The organism is Rhizobium sp. 32-5/1, from assembly GCF_029537235.1.
In the GTDB taxonomy this organism is placed as follows: Bacteria; Pseudomonadota; Alphaproteobacteria; order Rhizobiales; family Rhizobiaceae; genus Pararhizobium.
This window is the reverse complement of the sequence record NZ_CP120638.1, coordinates 3,682,335-3,705,350: the sequence shown is the minus strand read 5'-3', so window position 1 is coordinate 3,705,350 and position 23,016 is coordinate 3,682,335. Positions and strand designations below refer to the sequence as shown.

The window sequence follows — 23,016 nt, the reverse complement described above, 5'->3', positions numbered from 1 at the left end:
ATGGCCCTGCACTTTGCACCGGAAGAATACGCGGCACGCCTGGAGCGGCTGACGGCTAAGATGCGCGAAGACAAGCTCGATGCCCTGCTCCTGTTCGCGCAGGAAAGCATGTATTGGCTGACTGGCTACGACACATTCGGCTACTGCTTCTTCCAGACGCTGGTCGTGAAATCCGACGGCTCGATGGTGCTCCTGACCCGCTCGGCCGATCTGCGCCAGGCGCGTCACACTTCCAATATCGAGCGCATCGAGATCTGGATCGACCGCGTGAATGCGGATCCGACCATGGACCTGAAGAACCTGCTCAGCGACATGGACCTGCTCGGCGCGCGCATCGGTATCGAATATGACACGCATGGCATGACCGGACGGGTCGCCCGCCTGCTCGACCACCAGTTGACGAGCTTCGGCGAACTGACAGACGCGTCGCTGCTGGTCAGCCGTTTGCGGCTGATCAAGAGCCCGGCTGAAATCCTGCATGTGGAAAAGGCGGCAAGCCTTGCGGACGACGCGCTGGATGCGGCGATCCCCTGATCGTGCCCGGCGGCAGCGAGGCAGCGATCCTTGCCGCCATGCAGGGCGCCGTGTTTGCCGGCGGCGGCGATTATCCGGCCAACGAATTCATCATCGGCTCCGGGGCGGACGCGCTTCTGTGCCGCTACAAGGCAGGCCGGCGCAATCTCGATCCGCAGGACCAACTGACACTGGAATGGGCAGGTGTCAGCGCGCATTACCATGCCGCCATGATGCGCACCGTTGTGGTCGGCGAGCCGACCAATCGCCACCGCGAACTTTACAGCGCCTGCCGCGAAACGCTGCAGGGCATCGAAATGGTGCTTCGCCCCGGAAATACGTTCGGCACGGTGTTCGATATCCATTCCATGATCATGGACGAGCGCGGCCTTGCTAAGCACCGCCTGAACGCCTGCGGATATTCGCTCGGCGCCCGCTTCTCGCCGTCCTGGATGGAACACCAGATGTTCCACCTCGGCAATCCGCAGGAGATCGAGCCTGATATGTCGCTGTTCGTCCACATGATCATCATGGATTCCGACAGCGGAACGGCAATGACGCTCGGCCAGACCTATCTGACGACAGCGGACGGCCCCAAGCCCCTGTCCCGCTATGGGCTGGACTTCATCTCTGCGTAAGGAAATGCGGTTACTATATCCCGCGATTGACAGGGAAAGACTGCTCCCGTCATAAATCTGTCGCCGAGACATCACGGGACGGTGGGAACGATGCAGAAGCTGGTCATGCTCATCGCAGGCCTTGGTCTAGTTGCAGCCCTTGCGGGCTGCAACAGCACGGATGCGTTGACGCCGCAGGTCGATGTTGGCGGCGGCAGTGTCGAGTCGTCTCCCGTAACCCAGTCCGATCTCGACCAGATGGCGCAGCAACAGCCTGTCGTCACCGAGCAGCAGCTTGCGCCCGTCAACCAGACAACCGCCTTCACCGCGCAGGAGTCACTGACAACGCCGGCCGAGACCGCGCTGGCGCGATCGGACGCCACCTATACCAACCCCGCTGGCACGCTCGATGCCCAGGCCGGACAGCTGCAAGCCGGCAATATGCCGGCGCAGGAAAGGCAGCTTTCCGAAGCCGCGCCCGAGGCAGAACAGGAGATGCCCGAGAAGCAGCAGCAGACCGCTGTCGCCGAAGCCGCGCCGTCCGCCGCGACCGGCACGATCCGCTTCCTGCCGATCATCGGCGCACCCGTGCAGGCCGTCACGCCGCTCTCCAAACAGCTTGGTGCCGAGGCCCGTGCACATGGCCTGACGATCAAGGGCGCATCCGATCCCACCAGCCAGCATATCCTGAAAGGCTACTTCTCGGCGCTCAAGGACGGCGACCAGACGACCGTCGTCTATGTCTGGGACGTGCTCGACAATTCCGGCAACCGGCTGCATCGCATTCAGGGACAGGATACGGTTCCAGGGGGCGGCCCCGACCTGTGGTCGGCGGTTCCGGCCGAGACCATGCAGGGCATCGCCACCAAGTCGATCGACGCCTATCTGTCATGGCGCCAGGGCAATCCGGGCTGATCCCGCAACAACAGCCATAAACTTTTTAGGATAAACGCGATCGACAGGCCGCTATCCCCTTGCATTCGGGTTCAGGGCCGCTAAAAAGCGGCGCATCAGTTCTGAACCACTCGCATTCAGGATGCATGCGATCGCTGGAATAGGCTTACGGAATTTGCGCGGAGACGGACCCTTTCAGGTACTTCCATCTGAGAGACAACCGCGCCAGCACAGGCGGACCATCAATGAAGGTATTCGCAGGCAATTCGAACCGGCTTTTGGCCGAAGCGATCTGCAATTATCTCAACCTGCCCCTGGGCAAAGCAACAGTCAGACGCTTTGCGGACCAGGAGATTTTCGTGGAAATCCAGGAGAACGTGCGCGGCGAGGACGTCTTCCTCGTCCAGTCCACGTCGTTTCCGACCAATGACCACCTGATGGAACTGCTGATCATGATCGACGCCATGCGTCGCTCATCTGCCCGCCGCATCACCGCCGTCATCCCCTATTTCGGCTATGCCCGTCAGGACCGCAAACCCGGTCCGCGCACGCCGATCTCGGCCAAGCTCGTCGCCAACCTGATCACCGAAGCCGGTGCCGACCGCGTTTTGACGCTCGACCTGCATGCCGGCCAGATTCAGGGCTTCTTCGACATCCCGACTGACAACCTCTACGCCGTTCCGATCCTGTCGCGCGACGTCAAGGAAAACTACGACCTGAAGAATGTCATGGTGGTCTCCCCCGATGTCGGCGGCGTGGTGCGCGCCCGTGCGCTTGCCAAGCGCCTCGACTGCCAGCTTGCCATCGTCGATAAGCGCCGCGAGCGCGCCGGCGAATCCGAAGTCATGAACGTCATCGGTGACGTCACCGGCAAGGACTGTCTCTTGATCGACGATATCGTCGATTCAGGCGGCACACTCTGCAACGCCGCCGAAGCGCTATTGAAGAACGGTGCGACCAGCGTCACCGCCTATATCACCCACGGCGTGCTGTCCGGCGGCGCCGTCGCCCGCGTGACCTCGTCCAAGCTCAAGGAGCTTGTGATCACCGACAGCATCCAGCCGACGACGTCGGTGCAGTCGGCGCACAACATCCGCGTCATCTCGACTGCCAGCCTGATCGGCGAAGCAATCAACCGCACCAGCCAGGAAGAATCAGTCTCCAGCCTGTTCGATTGATCTAGGGCATTTGCGGATCGTCGCCGGTTGTTGTCCGGCGATGATGCTTACGACATGCCGATCGTCATGCACGCCTGACGCGCGTGGCATCATTTCGCCACCAGCAGGGACGGAAGCTGCTGCAAGAGACCGTCGCGGGCGCGAAAACTGGCGCTGCCTGCGGTTTTCCGGTCATCCTGGACGAGGCGGGCAAAGACGATGGTCCGATCGCCCTTCTTTCCCCAGCCGACATACCAGCCCCAGGGGTGGCTCCTGTCAAAGCTGCCATCGGAATTGCGGGGATAGGCCATACCTGTCTTACCCTTGATCGCCCAGCCCGACGGCAGGGTCCGTCCCTCTACAACAACAATCGTTTTATCGACCGCCGCGTCACTGACGGGAAGCTGATGATTGATCAGACGACGCAGGAATGTGATCTGCTCGATCGGAGACACTTTCAGGGAGGACGCGATCCACGCCCGCTCTAAGCCGTTGTCCTTGCCGGCATCGCCGGAGAAATCGGCGTTGCCGTAGTCGAAGCTCCTCGCATAGTCGGTCAGTTTTTTTGCGCCGAGATGGACGGTGATCCGCTGCGAGAACCAGACAACCGAATATTTGAGCCACCGGGTGGCATCGGTCGGTTGTTTCCAGTTGTCGCCGCCCCAATCGGGATCGCCCTGGCGAAAGGGCAAGGTGGGCCTGTAGGCGTCCTGAAGGAAGCCGGAATCGTAGCCCATGACAGCCAGCGGTATCTTGAAAGTCGAAGCGGGCGTGACGCGGGCATCGCATTCCCCATCCCGCACAAGGATGTCGCCCGTCTTTGCATCGGCAATGACGGTGCAGAGCGTCCTGGCTTGCGCGGGTATGGCGCAGAAGGCGGAAAGCGCGAGCGCAGTCATTAAAGATCGAGAGTCCAGGAAAGATCGAAAACCCATGCGCAGCCCTCCGTGCGCTTTGCTTGTCCGTGACCTTGGTGGCAAGACTTTGACAGGAAACACGAAATACGATGAGACAGCCGTCTCCCATCACATTGGAACGAGCCTATAGCGTTAGAATCGGCAGATGCGGGGCTGCATCCCTGGGGCTGCGGCCAGACAGGCGCGGGTCATCGGCAATCTCGATCTGACGTTTGAACGGCTTGAAGCCCGAGCGCATGTAGAACGGCAAGGCCTGTGGGCTGTCGAGCGTGCAGGTATGGAGCCAGAAGCGCTCGATCGGATGGCGCCAGGCAAGATCGATCGCCCGGTTCATCAGCCAGCGACCGGCACCGGTGCCGATCTGTGTCGCCGACACGCCAAAAAAGGCCATTTCGCATTCGCCGGCCTTGCGGAAATCCAACTCCGCAATCCCTTCCGGAACGCCATCGACCTTCATCAGGTGCAGCTCGACCTGCGGCGAATGCACATGCGACGACAGCTCTTCGTCGGACATGACGAGCCGGGACGACCAAAGCCACTGGGCGCCGAGTTTCTCATAGAGCGTGCGGTAGCTGCCGAGATCGATCTTCTCGTGCAGCCGAAGCGTCCAGGGACCGGACGCCTCCGCCCGTGCTGGCGGACGCTGCAGCATCTGCAAGGAAGTGACGACGGCAACGATCTTGTCGGATGGAACGTCGTGATAGCCGTCTTCAAGCATGGGATCGCCTTTTTCAGAAATGTCGCTGCATGGGAGCGGCAAGGATTGAGGCGCAATCAATAGCCGCACCGGACACCGGGCATCAAGCCTGGTGATGTCGGATCCTCATGACTTTTCAGGGGCTAAAACCGCTTAACAACGGGAATGGCACAGGCCTCGCCGCCATTGAAAAGTTTCGAACGCGTCAGGAATCGCCGCTCGCGGCCATTGTCGAGCGAGAACATGCCGCCCCTGCCCGGCACGACGTCGATGATCAGCTGCGTATGTTTCCACACCTCGAACTGGCTGGCCGAGATATAGACCGGCACGCCGCCGATTTCGCCCAGCTTCACGTCATGATCGCCGACGATGTAATCGTCCGCCGGATAACACATGGGCGAAGAGCCGTCGCAGCAGCCGCCGGACTGATGAAACAGGATATCCGGGTGGTCCTGCTGGATCTCCCGGATGAACGAGAGCGCCGCGTCGGTTGCGAGCACGCGCGGTTCGCCGTGGATAGTGCTGTTCATTGTCTACCCTCCCCTTAAGGGGGAGGGTCGGCGCGCAGCGACGGGGTGGGGTGACCCACCGCACAATCCGGCAACAGAGACATGCACCGACACCACCCGCCCTTATTTTCCGATTGAAAAACTTGAGGGGGGCAAACCCAACGGATCACCCCCAACCCGCAGCTACGCTGCGACCTCCCCCTCAAGGGGGAGGTAAAGCAAGATCAAAAGAAACCCAGCGCCTTCGGGCTGTAGCTCACCAGCATGTTCTTGGTCTGCTGGTAGTGGTCGAGCATCATCTTGTGGGTCTCGCGGCCGATGCCGGACTGCTTGTAGCCGCCGAAGGCAGCGCCTGCCGGATAGGCATGGTAGCAATTGGTCCAGACACGGCCGGCCTGGATGCCACGGCCGAAATTGTAGCAGCGATTGGCATCGCGGCTCCAGACGCCGGAGCCCAGGCCATAGAGCGTATCGTTGGCGATCTCGAGCGCTTCTTCATCCGTCTTGAAGGTTGTCACGGATACAACCGGCCCGAAGATTTCCTCCTGGAAAACGCGCATCTTGTTGTGGCCCTTGAACACGGTCGGCTTGACGTAGAAGCCGCCGGCCAGTTCGCCTTCGAGGTTGTTGCGCTCGCCGCCGATCAGGACTTCAGCACCTTCCTGTTTGCCGATGTCCATGTAGGACAGGATCTTTTCCAGCTGTTCGCTGGAGGCCTGGGCGCCGATCATCGTCGACATGTCGAGCGGGTTGCCCTGCTTGATGGCGGCGACGCGCTTGATGGCCTTTTCCATGAAGCGATCGTAGATCTTCTCATGCACCAGAGCGCGGCTCGGGCATGTGCAGACCTCGCCCTGGTTGAGCGCGAACATCGCAAAGCCTTCCAGCGCCTTGTCGAGATAATCGTCGTCCTCACGCATCACGTCTTCAAAGAAGATGTTCGGCGATTTGCCGCCGAGCTCCAACGTGACCGGAATGAGGTTCTGGCTGGCATATTGCATGATCAGCCGACCGGTCGAGGTTTCGCCGGTGAACGCCACCTTGTTGATGCGCGGATTGGTGGCGAGCGGCTTGCCGGCCTCAAGCCCGAAACCGTTGACGATGTTGAGAACGCCCGGCGGCAGAAGGTCGCCGACGAGTTCGATCCAGACAAGGATCGAGGCCGGTGTCTGTTCGGCGGGCTTCAGGATGACGCAATTGCCGGCGGCCAGTGCCGGGGCGAGCTTCCACGCGGCCATCAGGATTGGGAAGTTCCACGGAATGATCTGGGCAACGACGCCGAGCGGCTCGTGGAAATGATAGGCGACCGTGTCATGGTCGATCTCGCCGATCGAGCCTTCCTGGGCTCGGACGCAGGATGCGAAATAGCGGAAATGATCGATGGCAAGCGGCATGTCGGCGGCCATGGTTTCGCGCAATGGCTTGCCGTTGTCCCAGGTCTCGGCCTTGGCCAGAAGCTCGATATTGTCTTCCATGCGCTGGGCGATCTTCATCAGGATATTGGCGCGCTCCGTGGACGAGGTGCGGGCCCATTTGTCCTTGACGGCATAGGCGGCATCAAGCGCCAGCTCGATATCGGCGGCCTGGCTGCGGGCGATCTGGCAAAGAACGCCGCCGGTGACCGGCGTTGTGTTGTCGAAATAGCGTCCGTCGACCGGCTCGCGCCACGCGCCGCCGATGAAGTTGCCGTATTTCTGCTTGAACGGATTCTCGACGATCTTCTGATGCAACATGAAATTTCCTCCCAAAAAACAGACTCCACATCTGCTGGAAGGACGGTGCGCCGGATCGGCCAAAAGCGGTAGTGCCGCAGGATGCCGGCATGGCGCGATGTGTTTCAGATATGCGACAGGTGTAGACTGCATTCCATGCTGCAGCGCAAGAAGGTCGACTTTTGATCAGTTGCCAAGGCGTCAGTTGAGCGAGAGCCGGCGCATCTTGCGATAGAGCGTCGCGCGGCTGATGCCGAGCATTTCGGCCGCTTGCGAGACGTTGCCGCCGGCGCGGGACAGGACGCGGCGCAAGGCTGCGCGCTCCGCATCCGGCAGGTCGCTGCAGCCACCACCGGCCTCCTCACCCAGAAGATCGGCCGCTGCAATGCCGGCTTCAATGCGGCGGTCATCGATGTTGAGCCGCAACCGTGCTGCCCGTGTCGCACCGAGCACCAGATCGTCGCGGTCGATAGCCAGAAGGGCCGGCGCCGATTTTCCTTCGGCCGGCACCAGCAGGATGCGGGCACCGGAATAGGCGCGGTGGAAAAGGTTCGCCTCGATCCGCGCGGCGGCATCGCGCACCGCCTGCGAAAGGATCATCATGGCCATATCGCCGGCATCGTCGCGGCAGGTGGAAATGTCGATGGCCGCGGTTATCCGGCCTTTATGGTCGCGAATCGGCGCGGTGGCGCAGGAAAGGCCGGTATTGCGGGTGAGAAAATGCTGGTCGCGATGGATGATCACCGCCCGTTCATCGGCAATCGCCGTACCGATGCCGTTCGTGCCGACGCTCGCCTCGCTCCACAGCGTGCCCGACCACAACCCGATGCCGCGGAAATCCTTGTCGTCGCCGGCTGCACCCCGGCGATCGAGCGCCACGCCCTGCCCGTCGGTGAGCAAAAGGCAACAGCCGGCCTTGCCGACTGTCGAAAACAACCGGTCAAGTTCGCTCGACGCCTCCTCCAGCAAGGCACCGGAGCGCTCCTTCGCCACGCTGAATTCTGCATCGGACAGCCGGATCGGCGTGCGCATCTCTTCGGGAGAAAGGCCATGCTGCGTCATGCAGCGCCGCCACGAGGCGGCGATCGGCGAGCTTGCCGCCGCCGATGCCTGCTGTGCGATGGTTTGGACGTGATCGGAATGGTTCATCTGCCTCCCTCCCTGAAAGCCGACAAAACCCCAATATAGGGGTTTATTGTTCCACGTCTATCCTGACGAAGGTCCAAGGTTCGTTCTCAGTTTCGGGACGATCTCGCTGGTGGCGCTTTCGCGCCGACACGGGAGTGTGATAGGCAGCATCTCATCCTGCCAACTGCATCCGGTCACCACTCCCATGCTCCGCGAATTTTCCCTGCAAAGCCTGTTTATGGGCCTGCTCACTGCCTTTGTCGGTTTTGCCAGTTCCTTCGCCGTCGTGCTGCACGGCCTGACAGGGGTGGGCGCAACGGAAGCACAGGCCGCGTCCGGCCTGATGGCGCTGTCGATTTCCATGGGGCTTTGCGCCATCGTGCTCTCCGTTGCGACCCGTCTGCCGGTCAGCATCGCGTGGTCGACGCCGGGTGCCGCACTTCTGGCAAGTTCCGGTGTTGTCGCCGGTGGTTTCAACGCGGCGGTCGGTGGCTTTCTGGTCTGTGCCGTGCTGATCGTCATTGCCGGCCTCTGGAAGCCGCTCGGCCGCATGGTGGCTGCTATCCCCGCAGCCCTTGCCAATGCGATGCTGGCCGGCGTCCTGATCGGCCTGTGCTTTGCGCCGGTCAAGGCCATCGCCTTCAATCCGCTGTTCGGCCTGCCGATCGTGCTGGCCTTCGTGGTCGTCGGCAGCATCAACCGGCTCTTTGCCGTGCCGGCGGCGCTGGCCGCATTCGTTCTGGTGCTGATCTTCGGTGTCGATATCCCGCCAGAAGCGCTCGCAAAATTCTCCGGAACGCTTTTGCCGCAGGCCGAATTCATCAGCCCCGTGTTCAATCTCGAAGCGCTGGTCAGCATTGCCCTGCCGCTGTTCATAGTCACCATGGCCTCGCAAAACATTCCCGGCATCGCCGTGCTGCAGGTCAACGGCTACGAGCCGAAGCCCGGCCCGCTCTTTGCAGTAACCGGCGTGTTTTCTTTGCTCAGCGCACCCTTTGGCGGCCATGCCGTCAATCTGGCGGCGATTACCGCTGCGATGTGCGCCGGCAGCGACGCCCATCCGGATCCTGCGCGCCGCTACTGGTCGGCGATCGTCGCAGGTGTCACCTATGTGATCTTCGGGCTGCTCGCGGCATCAGTCACCGCCTTTGTCGGCTTGGCTCCGCCCATCCTCATCCAGGCGGTGGCCGGCCTTGCGTTGATAGCGGCTTTCGCCGGGTCGGCGATGGCGGCCTTCAAGGAGCCGGACAGCCGGGAGGCGGCGGCCGTCACCTTTCTCGTCACGGCATCAGGCGTCAGCTTCGCCGGGATCTCCGGCGCCTTCTGGGGGCTCTTGGCCGGTGGGTTGATGCTGGGGCTCGCCCAATTCACGCGACGGTGGAAGCGCTGAATGATGTGCGGCTCTGCGGCAGGGCCGTTTGACGATCCCAATCCGTCAAGCTGGCTCACCTAAGGCTTATGTTCTCGCAAATCCCTGCCTGGCTTGCATTTCGGGTCGTTTACGGTTATGGACCCCGCGTCCGCGCGGACACCCTTGGAGGCAAACGCGGATGAGGCTTTAACCGGTCTCGGTTTCCCGGACCACCTTTGGATCGGCAAACTCTCCAATAACACTAGAAAGGTACGACCATGAGCCACGCATCCTATGAGCTCAAGGCCGAAACGCGCGAACGGGTTGGTAAGGGGTCCTCCCGTGAACTGCGCCGCAACGGTCTTATTCCTGCTGTCATCTATGGCGACAAGCAGACTCCGATTTCGATCTCCCTGTCTTCCAAGGAAGTCACCCTGAAGATTCACGCCGGTGGTTTCATGACCACGATCGCGACGATCGACGTCGGCGGCGAGAAGATCCGGGTTCTGCCGAAGGACTACCAGCTCGATCCGGTCCGCGATTTCACCATGCACGTCGACTTCCTTCGCGTTTCGAAGGACAGCGTCGTCACCGTTGAAATTCCGGTTCACTTCATCAACGAAGAAAAGTCCCCGGGCATCAAGATCGGCGGCGTTCTGAACATCGTTCGTCACGAAGTCGAAATGGTTGTTCCGGCCGACGATATCCCGGAATTCCTGACGGCCGACCTGACCGGCCTCAAGATCGGCGACGGCATTCACATCTCCAACATCAAGCTGCCGAAGAACGCGACCCCTGTCATCACAGACCGCGACTTCACGATCGCCACGATCGCCCAGCCTGCTGGCGGCACGACCGAAGAAGCCGAAGTCGAAGCCTGATAAGCTTTATATATGGGGCCGCGTTTTCAGAAAAGCTGAAGGCAGCAATCCATCGTCCAGACAGCCCGCCCCGCATCTGCGTGGGCGGGTTTTTTGTTGCTGCGTGTATTGCCTTTATTTTGGCATCGAGCCCTGATTTCGCCCCACCCAACAATTTTTGATGGATGAATTTCAGCAACATTTAAGAATTTAGTGGTGTCTTGATGGTGGGGGATTGCAACGGCATTTACTGTACGAGAATCCTAAATGACAATTTTGAGTAGCAAACCGCCGGAGTGCAAACGATGATGCATTCCGTCGAAAATCGATTTATCGCGATCGTCTGTGCCTCGATGCTGGTTTTCGTCGCACCTCTGCTCGTCCTGTTTTTATCCCTGTCGTCTGAGCGCCTGGCGCGCGAGCGCATTCAGACTGCCCATGGCTTGATGGAGGCCAGTGCCAAGGCGCTGGGGAAACCTCTTTGGGACTTTGATGCAGACAGCGTAGCGCAGATTGCCAGATCTCTCACCGACGATCCAAATGTCATATCGGTTTATATCAAGGACAGTTCTTCAACGATCTCCGTACAGCTGCCACCAGGCCGGCTCCCTCGACGGTACCGCATTCCTCGCTTGCAACGGCCATTTATTACGACGCTCCAAGCGGCCCGCGGCAAGTCGGCAACATCGATATTTGGGTTGCAACACCCGGCCTGCTTTCGCGCTTCAGCAAGGACGAACTCAGCGTTTTCGCAATTCTGATCTTCGCCGTCGGTATCGTTTTCGCCTCTGCCATTATCGGAAACCGCATCACCGTGATGCGGCCGCTCATGCGGTTGACCGCTGCCATCGAAGCCACCCGTCGGCTGGGCTCGCGCCACCATGTCGATTGGACGTCGGACGACGAGATGGGTAATCTCGCCCAGAACTTCAACGAAATGCAGAACAGGCTCGAAAACGAGCAGAACGAGTTGAAGCTGGCGCATGGCCGCGCCACCGACATCTATAACCTGACGCCGGCAATGCTGTTTTCGCTCAATGCTGAGAACATGATCACAGCTGTGAGCGATTACTGGCTGGTTGCCACCGGCTATGCGCGCAACGATGTCATCGGTCGCGCTTTCACCGATTTCGTTGATGAACACTGGCACGAGACCTACCGGGCCAGAAGCGCCAATGTGAACGCGACCCATGCCAATATCTGCGAAGTCACCGTCCCCTTCATCAAGGCAAACGGGACATCCATGGTGGTCCTCATCCTGGAGATGAAATCAGCGACGGAAGACGCCAGCGGCAGCATCTCGTTGTCGGTGATGACGGACGTTACCGAACTGAAGCAGGCCGAAAGCCGCAATCACGCCCAGGCGATCACCGACCACCTCACCGGCCTCCTGAACCGCCAGGGGTTCGAGGCTGCGCTCGACAAAAGCATCCGCACGGCCGATGAACGCGAGACGGAACTCGCCTGCATCTTCATCGACCTCGACCGTTTCAAGTGGATCAACGACAATTTCGGCCATGCAGCGGGCGACGAAGTTCTGCGCCAGGTCGTCTCCCGTATCAAGACGACGCTGCGGCCCGACGATACGATGTCACGCCTGGGGGTGACGAATTCGCCATTCTCGTCACCGCCAAGGAAGTAGAAGCGCTTGCAAGCGAGATCGGCGAGCGCATCTGCGCTAGCCTGCGTGAACCGATCGTCATCGAGGGTGCCGAACTCTCGGTCAGTTCCAGCGTCGGCATAGCGCTCTATCCGATCCATGCGGCCAACGCGGCCGAACTTTTGTTGAAATCCGACATGGCCATGTATGCCCGCAAGCGCGACGGCAAGAACGGCATGCAGATCTTCGACGCCAGCATGCTGGACACCGCCCGCGAGCGGCACGAAATCGAGCAGTATATCGAATGCGGCCTGAAGGAGGACTGGTTCGAGGCCTATCTGCAGCCGATCGTCAGCCTGAGCGACGGGCGGATCGCCGGTTTCGAGGCGTTGATGCGGCTCAATCATCCGGAAAAAGGCATTCTGCCACCTGCCAAGATCATCGGCATTGCCGAGGAAACCGGCACGATCGCCCTTGTCGGCGAGCGTATCCTCGAAAAGGCGATCCATAATCTGGCGCGCATCTCGCTGCTCGACGGCACCCAGGAAACCTATCTCGCCGTCAATTTTTCGCCGCTGCAATTCGAGGAAACGCTGCCGCACAAGCTCGCCGCCCTCCTCCTCAAGCACCATATCTCGCCCAAGCGGATCGTCGTCGAAATCACCGAGGCGGTCCTGATGCTCGATAATCCGCATATCCACGCGGTCCTCAAACAGCTCAGCGAATTCGGCTGTCGCATCGCGCTCGATGACTTCGGCACCGGCTATTCGTCGCTGAGCTATCTCAACAGATTTCCGGTCGATATCGTCAAGGTAGATCAGTCTTTCACCCGTTCGCTCAGCACCGGCACTGCGGATGTCCGCCGCAAGAGCCGCATGCTCATCAAGGGTATCCGCACGATCTCGCACCAGATGGGCTGCACGGTGGTCGCGGAGGGGATCGAGACGAAGGATCAGTGGGAACTGTTGCGAAAACTCGGCCTCGACTACGGTCAGGGCTATCTATTCGCCAGACCCATGCCGATCGAAAACATGCTACAATTGCTCGAGACAAGTTCCGAAGCGAAGGCCAGCAATCTGGCGTAAGGAAACCTCGAAAGGCAACAGGTATGAAATACCTCGCTTTCGCACTCGTTCTTTGCTTTTTGGCATTGCACAGGCCGAGCCGCTCAAGCTCCTGACAGAGGAGTACCGGCCCTATAATTTCAGCGACGATGGAAAACCCAGCGGCGCATCCGTTGAGCAGGCCGATCTTATCATGACAGCCCTCGGCATCGAATACTCGATCGAAATCCTTCCGTGGGCCCGCGCTTTCTCCATGGCGGAAAGCCAGCCATCCACCTGTGTGTTCACGACTGGCCATGACCACGAACGGTCCGCGCGGTTCAAATGGGTGATGCCGCTGCTGGTCGATAGAATGGTTATGCTGAAAAAGGCGGGGTCATCCGTAAATCCTCTTGATGTTGAAGATGCAAAGCGTTTCACCATCGGCACACAGCGCGAGGATTTTTCCAGCGCCTATCTCCGAAACAACAATTTTACCAAAATCGATCTGGCCGTAGATATGGAAGCGACGCTGAAGAAGCTTCTGAGTGATCGCATCGATCTGATGATGACCTCGGAAAAGACATTTGAGACAATGCGCACTGAAGGCACGCAAGTCGAAGCCGCCCTGACGCTGGATGGCAAGCTCTACGGCTTTGCCTGCAATCTTGCCGTTGCGGATACGACGATTCTGAGCCATGCAAACAGAACTGGACAAACTGATCAAAAATGGCACCCAGGACCGCATTTTTGAAAAATATGGTTTGCGATCCGACAAATAAGTTCCGCTAGCGGTTCCTTTCGAGGACAACGATAACGCCTGCATCTCCCAGCATAATGCCGCTCCCGACAGGAAACCCCTATGAAAATTATCACCGCAGCTCTGTTCGCTTTCTTGTCTTCATCCGCATATGGCGAAGATCTGCACTTTTTGACAGAGGACTATCCGCCGTTCTCCTATACCGAGGGCAGCGAGCTTAAAGGCATATCGGTCGATCAGGTGCGCGCGATCATGGATGATATCGGTGTCGGTTTCACCCTGGAAATGCAGCCCTGGGCGCGGGCGTTCTCGTTGGCCGAAACCACGCGGGACACCTGCGTTTTCACGACGGGGTTGTTGCCCGAGCGTAAGGCGAAGTTCAAATGGGTTCAACCGCTCGTGCTCGACATCATGATCATGGTGCGCAAGGCCGGTCAGCCATTTGCGCCAAAAACCCTTGATGAGGCAAAGGGCTTCATAATTGGCGTGCACCGCGATGACTCTGCGGAAACCTACGCAAAGCAGCAGGGCTTTCCGCAACTCGACAGCGCTCCGAGCCTTGAGGTTTCTCTGAAAAAGCTCCTGAGCGATCGCGTGCAACTGGTAATCATGACAAAGACCACGTACGAAAACCTGCGGCAGACGGGGAGCCTATCGAAGCCGTCCTCGATCTGGAAGGCACACGGGCCGGCATCGCCTGCAACCTTCAAGTTCCGGACGCGCTTATAGCCAAAATGCAGTCCCGGCTTGACGTCATGATCGCCGACGGGAGCCAGGCCGCAATCTACAAGCGCTACGAAAAGACTGAAAAATAAAACCGCGGACGCCCTGTCACGGTTGACTTCCGGCTGTCGAAGCGATGGAAGACAGTTTAAAGGCAGCGCATAGAGCGCCCTTCGATGCACTCCGGAAGAGACCGTCATGCAGATTTTCGCAGGCCTTGGGAACCCGGGCAGCCAATATGCCGGCAACCGGCACAATATCGGCTTCATGGCCGTAGACGCCATTCATCGCCGTCACACTTTTTCGCCCTGGAGCAAGAAGTTCAAGGCGCTCATTGCCGAAGGTGATATCGGCGGCGAGAAAGTCCTGCTCGTCAAGCCACAGACCTTCATGAACCTTTCAGGCGAGATCGGTCGGCGAGGCCATGCGCTTCTACAAGCTGACACCGGGCGCCGTGCTTGCAATCTACGACGAACTGGACCTTCCCGCCGGCAAGGCCCGCATCAAGACTGCCGGTGGCCATGGCGGGCACAATGGCATCAAGTCGATCGACGCGCATATCGGCAAGGAATACCGCCGCCTTCGCCTTGGCATCGATCATCCCGGCTCGAAGGAACGGGTCCAAGGCCATGTTCTCGGTGATTTTGCCAAGAGCGACCGGACGTGGCTGGAGCCCCTGCTCGATGCCTTGGCCGACAACGCCGACATGCTGGTCAAGGCCGAGGACTCGCAGTTCATGAACAAGATTGCGCTCGCGACCGGCGGCAAGCTGGAGCCGGAAGCAGCACCCGCCAAACCCAAGGGCGCAGGCAGATCCCATATCCGTCAGGCCAACAACAGCGCCCAGCCCAAAAGCTGCCGACCACCGGGCCGATGGCGGATATGCTGAAGAAGCTCTTCGGCGGCGGCGACAGGGGCGAGTAATTTCGCCTTTCAACAGCGGCGTCGCCCCTACTCTTCCGGCTCCGTCGAGAACATCAGCGGGAAGCCGGCTTCCTTGGCAAGGTCGTTCGCTTCCTTGGATTTGGTTTCGGCGATGTCTTTCGCGCAGACCACCACGACGCAGGAGCCGAGCTTGTGCGCCGTCATCATGACCCGATAGCCGGCCTCAGTGCTCATGCAGAACACCACCTTCAGCACCAGGGTCACGAATTCGCGCGGCGTGTAATCGTCGTTGAGCAGGATGACCTTGTAGAGCTTCGGTCGCTCCAGCTTGGGTTTCGACCGGGTCTTCCGCTCGATGACCGTATCGTTCTGATCTGCCATCGCAATCACTTTCGCGTTCAATCCGCAGCCAGCAGCAGGACGGACTGATGGGTTCGTTTCAAGATGTTTGCCGCTTTTCGATCGAAGGTGGCAAAAACCTCGCCACCCAACCGCCGGCCTTCAAACGCAATGACGCCATCTGCAAAATCGCCGCCGGCGTTCATGAAGGTCAATCCGTTTTCAACAGCACCTCGGTCAACGATGACGGTCTCGGAACCCGACAGAGCTTCGACCGCCTGCTTCAGTTCCGCCGCCGTGAATTTATACGCCTTCTTCAAAACCCATGTCATCTCGCAGAGCGTCTGGTTTGAGATCACTGCGTCGTGGGTTCGGAGCAGTTCTTCGGCTCGTGGACTTTCGACCGGATGATCGCGCGTGAACATTCTGACCAGAATGTCGGTATCGACGATGACTTTCAATATTTGACCTTACCTGCCCAGCCGGCTTCAATGGCTTCATTCATCTCGTCGATCGAAACTGTTCTGCCGGTCTTGTTTTCAAACATCCCGAACAGGGCCTCTATGCCGTGTTTCTCCGGCTTGACGATATGGACCGAGACTCGACCGTTTGGCAGAAGATCGACATCGAGACTATCGCCCGGTCGGGCGCCGAGGTGCTGCAACACTTCCTTCTTGAGCGTGACCTGCCCCTTCGCCGTGACTTTCAACGTCGCCATGTCCATCTCCTAATAACATCTAAAAAAGTAAGGCATTTAAGCCTTACATTCAAGTTGAAGAGAGCGGTGAATCACGCATTCTTGGCCTCAAGGCTTGACCGGACGCCCAGTTTCCGCAAAAGGCACTGCAACAGAATTCGATTGGACAGGTTTCAAGACCATGGGTTTTAAATGCGGTATCGTCGGACTGCCGAATGTCGGCAAGTCCACCCTCTTCAACGCCTTGACCAAGACGGCGCAGGCGCAGGCCGCGAACTATCCGTTCTGCACCATCGAGCCGAACACCGGCGAGGTTGCCGTACCGGACCCGCGCATGCGCAAGCTTGCGGATGTTGCGAAGTCGAAGGAGCTGATCCCGACCCGCATTTCCTTCGTCGACATTGCCGGTCTCGTGCGCGGTGCGTCGAAGGGCGAAGGCCTGGGCAACAAGTTCCTGGCCAATATCCGCGAAGTCGATGCGACGGTGCATGTGCTGCGCTGCTTCGAGGATGACGATATCACCCATGTCGAAGGCCGCATCAACCCGGTGGGCGACGCCGAGACGATCGAGACCGAGCTGATGCTCGCCGATCTCGAAAGCCTGGAGCGCCGGACCGAGCAGACCCGCAAGCGCGCCAGCGCCAAGGACAAGGAATCCTTGACGCTGCTGCCGATCATGGACGCGTCGCTGAAGCTCCTGCAGGACGGCAAGCCGGTGCGCACGCTCGTGCCGACGCTTTCGCCGGAAGAGCTGGAAATCCTGCAAAGCCTCAACCTGCTCACCTCCCATCCGGTTCTCTACGTCTGCAACGTCGCGGAAGCCGATGCGGCAACCGGCAATGCCCACACCAAGGCCGTGGCCGAAATGGCCAAGGCACAGGGTGCAGAAACTGTGATCATTTCGGCAGCCATCGAATCCGAAGTCGCACAACTGCCGGAAGAGGAATCCAAGGAATTCCTCGAAGCGCTCGGCCTGCATGAAGCCGGCCTCGACCAGCTGATTCGGGCCGGCTACAGGCTGCTCGACCTGATTACCTATTTCACCGTCGGCCCCAAGGAAACCCGCGCCTGGACCATTCCGCGCGGGACCAAGGCCCCGGCAGCAGCCGGCGTCATCCACACGGATTTCGAACGTGGCTTCATCCGCGCCTTCACCATCGCCTATGATGACTATATCGCATTCAACGGCGAAGTTGGTGCCAAGGAAGCCGGCAAGGGCCGCGACGAAGGCAAGGAATATGTGGTTCAGGACGGCGACGTCATCCACTTCCGCTTCAACACCTGACGCTGTCGGGCCGCCACGGTCCTTCGGCGTTTTGACAACTACGACAGGCAATGGGGCACCCTTGCCTGTTGACTTATCCCGTCTATGTCGTTCGTATCCGCCCATATCGACGGGAGAAAACTTTATGCGTGCGCCTTGCCTTGCTACCCTTTTTGCCACCACCACGCTCCTTGCACAGAGTGCGATGGCAGCAGACATCGATTTCAAGGGCGCCGAAGCGCTACAGAAGAGCCTGACCGCCTATCTGCCTGAGGATCTGGTGAAGAACGGTCTCGTAACGGTTCGCCCGGGAACGACATCCTACGAGGTCCGCTTCGATCCCGCTGTGCTGCTGCGCTCCGTCGATCCGAAGGAGCTGACGATTTCCGGCCTCAAGCCCTTTCTGTCGCTTGTCACGCCGCTCGAGCAGGGCCTGTGGAAGGTCACGCAGTCCGAAAAGCTCGACATCAACGGCACGTTCACGGCGCAAAACCAGACGAACACCTTCTCCTACCGTATCGGCGACATGCGCCTCGACGGCGTATTCGACCCGGACATCCGCTATTTCCAGTCTGCGGACATGAGTGCCCGCGACATCACAATTTCCTCGAAGAGCGAGCAGTCCATGCTGGACGCCCGCTTCAAGGACATGACATCGACGATCAGTTCGACGAAAACCGCGGACGGCACCATCGACGTCCGTTCGGATGCCTCGATGAACGGTTATTTCCAGAGCATGACCGATCCGAACAAGGTCCGCGTCGACATCTCCGCCGACGATCTGGACGTGAATGTCGCGATGAACGGCCTCGCTTTTAGGCCGCTGATCGACCTGGTCTTCTTCGTGCTCGACAATATGGACAAGGACAAGCTTGATGCTTCCGGAACTCAGCGGCTGAAAACGCTGGCGCTGGCCAATATCCCCCTGTTCGACACGCTGCTGGAATCGATCACGCTCAACAACCTCAACGTTATCACTGCCCAGGGAACATTCGGGGCGAAGGCGGTGAATTACACCATCGACATGAACGGCATCAGCAAGGCCACCCGCATCGGTTTCGGGATCGATGTCACGGAACCGCGATTGCCGATGGGATTGCTGCCGGCCGAGTTCATGCCGGCCATTCCGGATTTCGTCGAGATGCGCATGTCTGTGCCCGATATCAACCTCGCCGAAGGCATCACCTATGTCATCGAAAACAGCGACTTCAACAAGGAGCCGCCGCTCGACCCCGCAAAGGGCGAGATTGCCTCGAAGATTTTCTTTCCGGATGGCACTTTCACCGTCACTTATGACAATGTGGCCGTCAAATCGGAGATCTACGACATCAGCATGACCGGTACGATGAAGATCTTTCCAGGCGAACCGCAACGCCAGAATACCGACGTGACGCTTTACGCCCGGGATTTCGACAAGACCGTCGCCTATCTGCAGGAAAACGCCAAGACAGTGCCGCAGTTCGGTCAGGCCGCCTTCGGGCTGCTGATGCTCAAGGGCTTTGCCAAGGCAACGCCCGATGGCCGCCAGATGTGGAATGTGGCGGTCGATGAGGCCGGAAAGGTGAAGATCAACGGCCAGGAAATGAATTTTCCCCGTTGATCTATCACGATCCGACCTTTTGCCCGCACCGCTTGCAGTGTTACCACCTGTAGCATTGGAGGACGCACATGCTTCATTTCGAGGACTTCCCGGTCGGTAGACGCTTCGAGTTCAAACCGGCGCCGGTCAGCGCAGAGGCCATCATTGCCTTTGCCACCGAATTCGACGCGCAGCCGATGCACCTGTCGGAAGCGGGCGGCAAGGCGAGCATTCTCGGCGGGCTGGCGGCCTCCGGCTGGCATACGAGCGCGATCATGATGCGCATGCTTTGCGATGGCTACATCGGCGACAGCGCATCCGAAGGCTCGCCGGGCATCGACAGCATGGAATGGAAGAAGCCGGTTCTGGCCGGCGATACGCTTTCGGGGCACAGCAGCGTGATAGCGACGCGGGTTTCCAAATCGCGGTCGGAGATCGGGATCGTGACGTTCCGGGCGGAAGTCACCAACCAGCGCGGCGAAACCGTCGCCATCTGCGACTATGCCAACATGATCCGCTGCCGGCTGGCGGGAGATGCAGCATGAAACTGTCGGAACTTCACCCGGAAGGAACCAAAGTGCAGATCGGCACGGTGGTTTTCACCGCGGACGACATCGTTCGCTTTGCCGAAAAATTTGATCCGCAGCCGTTTCACCTAAATCCGGACGCTGCCCGGCAGTCGCTGTTCGGCGGGCTGTGTGCCTCCGGCTGGCATACCTGCGCCGGCTGGATGAAATGTTTCGTGCCGTTCTGGATGGGCGAGATCGAAACGGCTGGCCAAGCAAGGCCTCGTCGTGCCGAAGCTCGGCCCCTCTCCGGGCTTCAAGGATCTGCGCTGGCTGCGGCCGGTCTTTGCCGGCGACAGCATTACCTATTTCGTGACGTTTCTTGCCGCCAAGGATCTGGAATCCCGGCCGGGCTGGCGCATCAACACGATCCGCTGCGAGGGCGAAAACCAGGACGGAGAACCAGTCATCCGCTTCAAGAGCAAGGTGCTCGAGTTTCCCTGAGCCCGTTTATGGCAGATTATACCGCAGGCGCCGGCAGATACACAGGATGCAGATGGCGCGTTATCGAGCCCGGCAGCACCGAGAGCACCGCTCTCCGCAGGGCCTGCCAGAAAATGCCGACCATCAGGACGACCACACCGACCGCAAGCACGGTCACCGAGAAATAGTCGCCAAAGTCGATGCCGCCGCGCTGGAGGATCGTCCAGATCGCCAGACCGAGCGACAAGAGGCCCGATGTCACGAAGGCGCGACGATCGATGACGAGGCCGACCACCATGAAGGCGACGACAATCGCCAGCACGGCAATAGCATCACCGGGTGACGTCGTGTCGCCCCACCATTCACCCGGGCCATTGCGCAGGAAGATGAAGGACAGCATCGCGTAGAGCAGCGCAGGCGCTGCCGCCAGATGAAGCCAGAAGGCGACATCGGACTGGCGCGTCCTGCGCGCGGGATCGGCCACATCGTAGATCATCGCGGCCGTGAAAAGCCCGAGCGCGCCGATCAGGAACACGGTTGCCGCCAGGCCGCTATGCTCGATGATGAGATCGTTCGTCCCCATGGCTTTCGACAGGAGGAGAATGACGAGGTCCATCGCCAGCAGGAACAGCGAGAACAACAGCGCCGCCAGTGCAAGGGGAACGCGATACCGCCAGTAGAATGCGGCAAGCAGGATGGAGAAGACCGGAATGAGATAAAGCGCGCGCAGGTAATAATCGGCGGCATCAGGTATTTGCTCATCGAGCATCGCGGTCAGCACGGCCGCCCACTGGATGAGGGCGACGGTCAGCGCCACCGCCGGCAGCGCCAGCCTTTGGCGGCGGATCAGGATTTCGGCGAGAACGATGATTGCCGGAAGAACCGCAAAGATGCTGCCGATGCCCCAAAGCCCGAGAAGCGCGACCACCACGCCGATGGTAATGAGAATATCGTGGAATCCACGCACGAAGCGGGGCTGCTCGCTCTCTTCGGCCGCACGCGCGTCATCGAGTTGGGACGAAGCCATCGGAGGGGACGTCCCGACGCCCCTGTCGAGCAGAAACGGCGTCAACCGTTCCGCCTGGGCAGATGTGATGATGCCTTCATTGGCCGCCGCGTTCAGCGCGTCTGCTACCGTCGTCATGCGCAGCTCTCCGCTCAATGGCCTGCGAATTCGATCAGCGTATGAACGTTGACGCCCAGCGCCTCGAGTTTTTTGCGGCCACCCAGTTCAGGCAGGTCGATGATGAAGCAGGCGGCGACAATGTCGGCCCCCATCTGTGTCAGGAGCTTGACGGCGCCTTCGGCCGTGCCGCCGGTCGCAATCAGGTCATCGACCAGAATGACCTTTTCGCCGGGCGTGATTGCGTCGCGGTGCATTTCCATCTCGTCGACGCCGTATTCCAGGCTGTAGGCAATGCGCACGATATCATGCGGCAGCTTGCCCTTTTTGCGGATCGGCACGAAGCCGGAGGACATCTGGTGCGCCATGGCGCCGCCCATGATGAAACCGCGCGCTTCGATCCCGGCGATCTTGTCGATCTTGGTGCCGGCATAGGGGTGCACCAACTCGTCGATCGCGCGGCGGAAGGCCCGCGGATTGCCGAGCAGCGTGGTGATATCGCGGAACATGATGCCGGGCTTCGGATAGTCCGGAATGTTGCGGATGGCGGCGGTCAGTTCCTTTTGCAGGGAAGACGTCATGGTGTCTGATATGCCTTTGAACATGTCTCGATGGGCGCAAGGCATAACACCAAACCGGGATTTTTCGATAGCGGTTTCTTGATGTGAAAACGGGCCGCCCGGTAGGGACGGCCCGTTCGGGCAAGCGGTTGAGATACACCTGCCGATGGTTTTCGGGGGCTACTGGGCTGTGGGCGGCGTCTGCAGCTTTTCCTGCAATTTCTTGGCAACGACCGGGTCGGTCTGCGCCGCGCTGATAACCGTCTTGTAGTCCTCGACCGACATGTTCGGTGACGTCTCGACGGCCTTGATCATTTCCTGATTGGCCTCGTTCTGCAGCTTCTGCTTGGAGCTGGGATCCTTGGCGGCACCGATCTTTGCGGAATAGTCCTGCCGCACCTTGTCGACCTGCAGATAGGCCACGGCGAAGGCTTCGAGCTTTTCGTCGCTGATGGCGACGGGCGCCGGCCGCTCCATGGATTGCCCCGGCACCGGCTTCGTCTGCGGCGCCGTATTCTGCTGCGCAAAGGCGGGTGCGCCGATGACGACGAGGCTGAGGACTGCGGCTCCAAGGGCGGCAACGGGCATGTGGCGAATGGTCATGTCGTTCAGTTCCTTTTCGGTTCTGTGTCAGCAGGACAGGACCAAATGGAAGATTTCCCATCGATCCTGTCGACCGGCACACAGGGTCGAGGATTGATCGGGCGACAATATGGCCCTCGGATGGGCCGAATGGGGCGATGTCCGGGTGATCTCCCGGCACGCGCACGGCCATTTCGTGGCAGAACGGGCGTGGCTGCCGGAACAATTCGGTCGGTCGTCCTGTTGGTGGTATGCTTGGTCAGCGCACCGAACCGGTGCGCGCTCATGCTCAAGAAGCCCAAACGCTCAAGCAAATAAGGAGGAACATCATGAGACTTTTTGAATGCGGTTCTCTCGTGCCCGGTTGCGACTGGCACACCCGCGCCGACAGCGACGCGGAAGTCATCCGCCGCACCGTCGAACATATGAAGCAGACCCATGGCGAGACGACCATTCGCGAAACCATGATCGAGAACATCCGCGCCCGCGTCGTCAACGAAACCAAGGCGGCCTGAGT

Annotated in this window: 21 protein-coding genes and 4 pseudogenes; 14 read left to right on the top strand and 11 right to left on the bottom strand. The window is 59.8% G+C overall.

Translation table 11 applies throughout. From position 1 onward, the window contains the following. The 3 genes and pseudogenes from P6U16_RS18620 to P6U16_RS18610 all read left to right on the top strand — a co-directional run bounded on the left by P6U16_RS18620 (position 1) and on the right by P6U16_RS18610 (position 3,202). A pseudogene (locus tag P6U16_RS18620) lies at positions 1–1,151 on the top strand (Xaa-Pro peptidase family protein). Positions 1,152–1,241: 90 nt separating this feature from the next. Then, entirely contained in the window at positions 1,242–2,045 is an 804-nt protein-coding gene (locus tag P6U16_RS18615) for a hypothetical protein (RefSeq protein WP_277701742.1), read from the top strand. Positions 2,046–2,269: 224 nt separating this feature from the next. Next, positions 2,270–3,202 (top strand): ribose-phosphate pyrophosphokinase, encoded by a 933-nt coding sequence (locus P6U16_RS18610; protein ID WP_277701741.1) that lies wholly within the window; start codon positions 2,270–2,272, stop codon positions 3,200–3,202. A gap of 89 nt (positions 3,203–3,291) precedes the next feature. Here the strand turns inward: P6U16_RS18610 and blaOXA are convergent, their stop codons facing one another. The 5 genes from blaOXA to P6U16_RS18585 form a co-directional block, all read right to left on the bottom strand. After that, positions 3,292–4,080, bottom strand: coding sequence for a class D beta-lactamase (blaOXA, locus tag P6U16_RS18605; RefSeq protein WP_277701740.1), 789 nt, complete (start codon positions 4,078–4,080; stop codon positions 3,292–3,294). 142 nt (positions 4,081–4,222) lie between these two features. Further along, entirely contained in the window at positions 4,223–4,816 is a 594-nt protein-coding gene (locus tag P6U16_RS18600) for a GNAT family N-acetyltransferase (RefSeq protein WP_277701739.1), read from the bottom strand. 122 nt (positions 4,817–4,938) lie between these two features. Continuing rightward, positions 4,939–5,325 carry a DUF779 domain-containing protein gene (locus tag P6U16_RS18595; RefSeq protein WP_277701738.1) on the bottom strand — a complete coding sequence of 129 codons (387 nt, stop codon included), beginning with the start codon at positions 5,323–5,325 and terminating at the stop codon, positions 4,939–4,941. Between the two features lie 203 nt (positions 5,326–5,528). Further along, entirely contained in the window at positions 5,529–7,037 is a 1,509-nt protein-coding gene (gene adh, locus P6U16_RS18590; protein WP_277701737.1) for an aldehyde dehydrogenase, read from the bottom strand. Positions 7,038–7,217: 180 nt separating this feature from the next. Continuing rightward, complete coding sequence (locus P6U16_RS18585; RefSeq protein ID WP_277701736.1) at positions 7,218–8,165, bottom strand: helix-turn-helix domain-containing protein; 948 nt, start codon at positions 8,163–8,165, stop codon at positions 7,218–7,220. 184 nt (positions 8,166–8,349) lie between these two features. On the opposite strand from P6U16_RS18585, the gene P6U16_RS18580 reads away from it, so the two are divergent. The 6 genes and pseudogenes from P6U16_RS18580 (at position 8,350) to pth (ending at position 15,405) form a co-directional block, all read left to right on the top strand. Beyond that, entirely contained in the window at positions 8,350–9,534 is a 1,185-nt protein-coding gene (locus P6U16_RS18580) for a benzoate/H(+) symporter BenE family transporter (protein ID WP_277701735.1), read from the top strand. 239 nt (positions 9,535–9,773) lie between these two features. Then, entirely contained in the window at positions 9,774–10,376 is a 603-nt protein-coding gene (locus P6U16_RS18575) for a 50S ribosomal protein L25/general stress protein Ctc (protein WP_277701734.1), read from the top strand. Positions 10,377–10,660: 284 nt separating this feature from the next. After that, positions 10,661–13,040: pseudogene (locus tag P6U16_RS18570) on the top strand (EAL domain-containing protein). 52 nt (positions 13,041–13,092) lie between these two features. Next, a complete protein-coding gene (locus P6U16_RS18565) occupies positions 13,093–13,752 on the top strand; it encodes a transporter substrate-binding domain-containing protein (protein ID WP_277701733.1) in 660 nt (219 codons plus the stop codon). Between the two features lie 108 nt (positions 13,753–13,860). Then, positions 13,861–14,487 (top strand): transporter substrate-binding domain-containing protein, encoded by a 627-nt coding sequence (locus tag P6U16_RS18560; RefSeq protein WP_277701732.1) that lies wholly within the window; start codon positions 13,861–13,863, stop codon positions 14,485–14,487. Positions 14,488–14,679: 192 nt separating this feature from the next. Then, positions 14,680–15,405 (top strand): annotated as a pseudogene (pth, locus tag P6U16_RS18555) (aminoacyl-tRNA hydrolase). Positions 15,406–15,432: 27 nt separating this feature from the next. Here the strand turns inward: pth and clpS are convergent. From clpS to P6U16_RS18540, 3 genes are read right to left on the bottom strand one after another with little or no spacing between them, the layout of a single operon-like run. Then, positions 15,433–15,747, bottom strand: a complete 315-nt coding sequence (gene clpS, locus P6U16_RS18550) for an ATP-dependent Clp protease adapter ClpS (protein ID WP_277701731.1) — start codon at positions 15,745–15,747, stop codon at positions 15,433–15,435. A 17-nt stretch (positions 15,748–15,764) separates the two neighbouring features. Further along, the gene (locus P6U16_RS18545; protein ID WP_277701730.1) at positions 15,765–16,166 is read right to left on the bottom strand and encodes a type II toxin-antitoxin system VapC family toxin; all 402 of its coding nucleotides are present in this window, start codon (positions 16,164–16,166) and stop codon (positions 15,765–15,767) included. Continuing rightward, positions 16,163–16,423, bottom strand: a complete 261-nt coding sequence (locus tag P6U16_RS18540; protein ID WP_277701729.1) for an AbrB/MazE/SpoVT family DNA-binding domain-containing protein — start codon at positions 16,421–16,423, stop codon at positions 16,163–16,165. The genes P6U16_RS18545 and P6U16_RS18540 overlap by 4 nt, the downstream gene beginning before the upstream one ends. A 160-nt stretch (positions 16,424–16,583) precedes the next feature. Between P6U16_RS18540 and ychF the strand changes: the two genes are divergently transcribed. The 4 genes and pseudogenes from ychF (at position 16,584) to P6U16_RS18520 (ending at position 20,255) form a co-directional block, all read left to right on the top strand. Beyond that, entirely contained in the window at positions 16,584–17,687 is a 1,104-nt protein-coding gene (ychF, locus tag P6U16_RS18535; protein ID WP_277701728.1) for a redox-regulated ATPase YchF, read from the top strand. Positions 17,688–17,811: 124 nt separating this feature from the next. After that, on the top strand, positions 17,812–19,266 hold the full coding sequence (locus P6U16_RS18530; protein WP_277701727.1) for a hypothetical protein: 1,455 nt from the start codon (positions 17,812–17,814) through the stop codon (positions 19,264–19,266). A 68-nt stretch (positions 19,267–19,334) separates the two neighbouring features. Next, positions 19,335–19,790: a MaoC family dehydratase gene (locus P6U16_RS18525; RefSeq protein WP_277701725.1), complete on the top strand. Its 456-nt coding sequence runs from the start codon at positions 19,335–19,337 to the stop codon at positions 19,788–19,790. Beyond that, positions 19,787–20,255 (top strand): annotated as a pseudogene (locus tag P6U16_RS18520) (MaoC family dehydratase). Before P6U16_RS18525 ends, P6U16_RS18520 begins: the two are co-directional and overlap by 4 nt. 16 nt (positions 20,256–20,271) lie before the next feature. Here the strand turns inward: P6U16_RS18520 and P6U16_RS18515 are convergent. The 3 genes from P6U16_RS18515 to P6U16_RS18505 all read right to left on the bottom strand — a co-directional run bounded on the left by P6U16_RS18515 (position 20,272) and on the right by P6U16_RS18505 (position 22,520). Next, positions 20,272–21,378 carry a hypothetical protein gene (locus tag P6U16_RS18515; protein WP_277701723.1) on the bottom strand — a complete coding sequence of 369 codons (1,107 nt, stop codon included), beginning with the start codon at positions 21,376–21,378 and terminating at the stop codon, positions 20,272–20,274. 14 nt (positions 21,379–21,392) lie between these two features. Next, positions 21,393–21,938 carry an adenine phosphoribosyltransferase gene (locus P6U16_RS18510; RefSeq protein WP_277701722.1) on the bottom strand — a complete coding sequence of 182 codons (546 nt, stop codon included), beginning with the start codon at positions 21,936–21,938 and terminating at the stop codon, positions 21,393–21,395. Positions 21,939–22,097: 159 nt separating this feature from the next. Then, positions 22,098–22,520, bottom strand: coding sequence for a DUF4168 domain-containing protein (locus P6U16_RS18505; protein WP_277701720.1), 423 nt, complete (start codon positions 22,518–22,520; stop codon positions 22,098–22,100). 308 nt (positions 22,521–22,828) lie between these two features. On the opposite strand from P6U16_RS18505, the gene P6U16_RS18500 reads away from it, so the two are divergent. Continuing rightward, positions 22,829–23,014, top strand: coding sequence for a DUF1059 domain-containing protein (locus tag P6U16_RS18500; RefSeq protein WP_277701719.1), 186 nt, complete (start codon positions 22,829–22,831; stop codon positions 23,012–23,014). Positions 23,015–23,016 lie beyond the last annotated feature (2 nt).

Excerpts from the sequence above, each read along its gene's own strand:
- P6U16_RS18540 (WP_277701729.1), bottom strand. The coding sequence starts at position 16,423 with ATGGCGACGTTGAAAGTCACGGCGAAGGGGCAGGTCACGCTCAAGAAG.
- clpS (WP_277701731.1), bottom strand. The coding sequence starts at position 15,747 with ATGGCAGATCAGAACGATACGGTCATCGAGCGGAAGACCCGGTCGAAA.
- P6U16_RS18610 (WP_277701741.1), top strand. The coding sequence starts at position 2,270 with ATGAAGGTATTCGCAGGCAATTCGAACCGGCTTTTGGCCGAAGCGATC.
- P6U16_RS18575 (WP_277701734.1), top strand. The coding sequence starts at position 9,774 with ATGAGCCACGCATCCTATGAGCTCAAGGCCGAAACGCGCGAACGGGTT.
- P6U16_RS18525 (WP_277701725.1), top strand. The coding sequence starts at position 19,335 with ATGCTTCATTTCGAGGACTTCCCGGTCGGTAGACGCTTCGAGTTCAAA.
- P6U16_RS18615 (WP_277701742.1), top strand. The coding sequence starts at position 1,242 with ATGCAGAAGCTGGTCATGCTCATCGCAGGCCTTGGTCTAGTTGCAGCC.
- P6U16_RS18510 (WP_277701722.1), bottom strand. The coding sequence starts at position 21,938 with ATGACGTCTTCCCTGCAAAAGGAACTGACCGCCGCCATCCGCAACATT.
- P6U16_RS18600 (WP_277701739.1), bottom strand. The coding sequence starts at position 4,816 with ATGCTTGAAGACGGCTATCACGACGTTCCATCCGACAAGATCGTTGCC.
- P6U16_RS18515 (WP_277701723.1), bottom strand. The coding sequence starts at position 21,378 with ATGACGACGGTAGCAGACGCGCTGAACGCGGCGGCCAATGAAGGCATC.
- P6U16_RS18585 (WP_277701736.1), bottom strand. The coding sequence starts at position 8,165 with ATGAACCATTCCGATCACGTCCAAACCATCGCACAGCAGGCATCGGCG.
- blaOXA (WP_277701740.1), bottom strand. The coding sequence starts at position 4,080 with ATGACTGCGCTCGCGCTTTCCGCCTTCTGCGCCATACCCGCGCAAGCC.
- P6U16_RS18595 (WP_277701738.1), bottom strand. The coding sequence starts at position 5,325 with ATGAACAGCACTATCCACGGCGAACCGCGCGTGCTCGCAACCGACGCG.
- P6U16_RS18530 (WP_277701727.1), top strand. The coding sequence starts at position 17,812 with ATGCGTGCGCCTTGCCTTGCTACCCTTTTTGCCACCACCACGCTCCTT.
- P6U16_RS18500 (WP_277701719.1), top strand. The coding sequence starts at position 22,829 with ATGAGACTTTTTGAATGCGGTTCTCTCGTGCCCGGTTGCGACTGGCAC.
- ychF (WP_277701728.1), top strand. The coding sequence starts at position 16,584 with ATGGGTTTTAAATGCGGTATCGTCGGACTGCCGAATGTCGGCAAGTCC.
- P6U16_RS18580 (WP_277701735.1), top strand. The coding sequence starts at position 8,350 with ATGCTCCGCGAATTTTCCCTGCAAAGCCTGTTTATGGGCCTGCTCACT.
- P6U16_RS18505 (WP_277701720.1), bottom strand. The coding sequence starts at position 22,520 with ATGACCATTCGCCACATGCCCGTTGCCGCCCTTGGAGCCGCAGTCCTC.
- P6U16_RS18560 (WP_277701732.1), top strand. The coding sequence starts at position 13,861 with ATGAAAATTATCACCGCAGCTCTGTTCGCTTTCTTGTCTTCATCCGCA.
- adh (WP_277701737.1), bottom strand. The coding sequence starts at position 7,037 with ATGTTGCATCAGAAGATCGTCGAGAATCCGTTCAAGCAGAAATACGGC.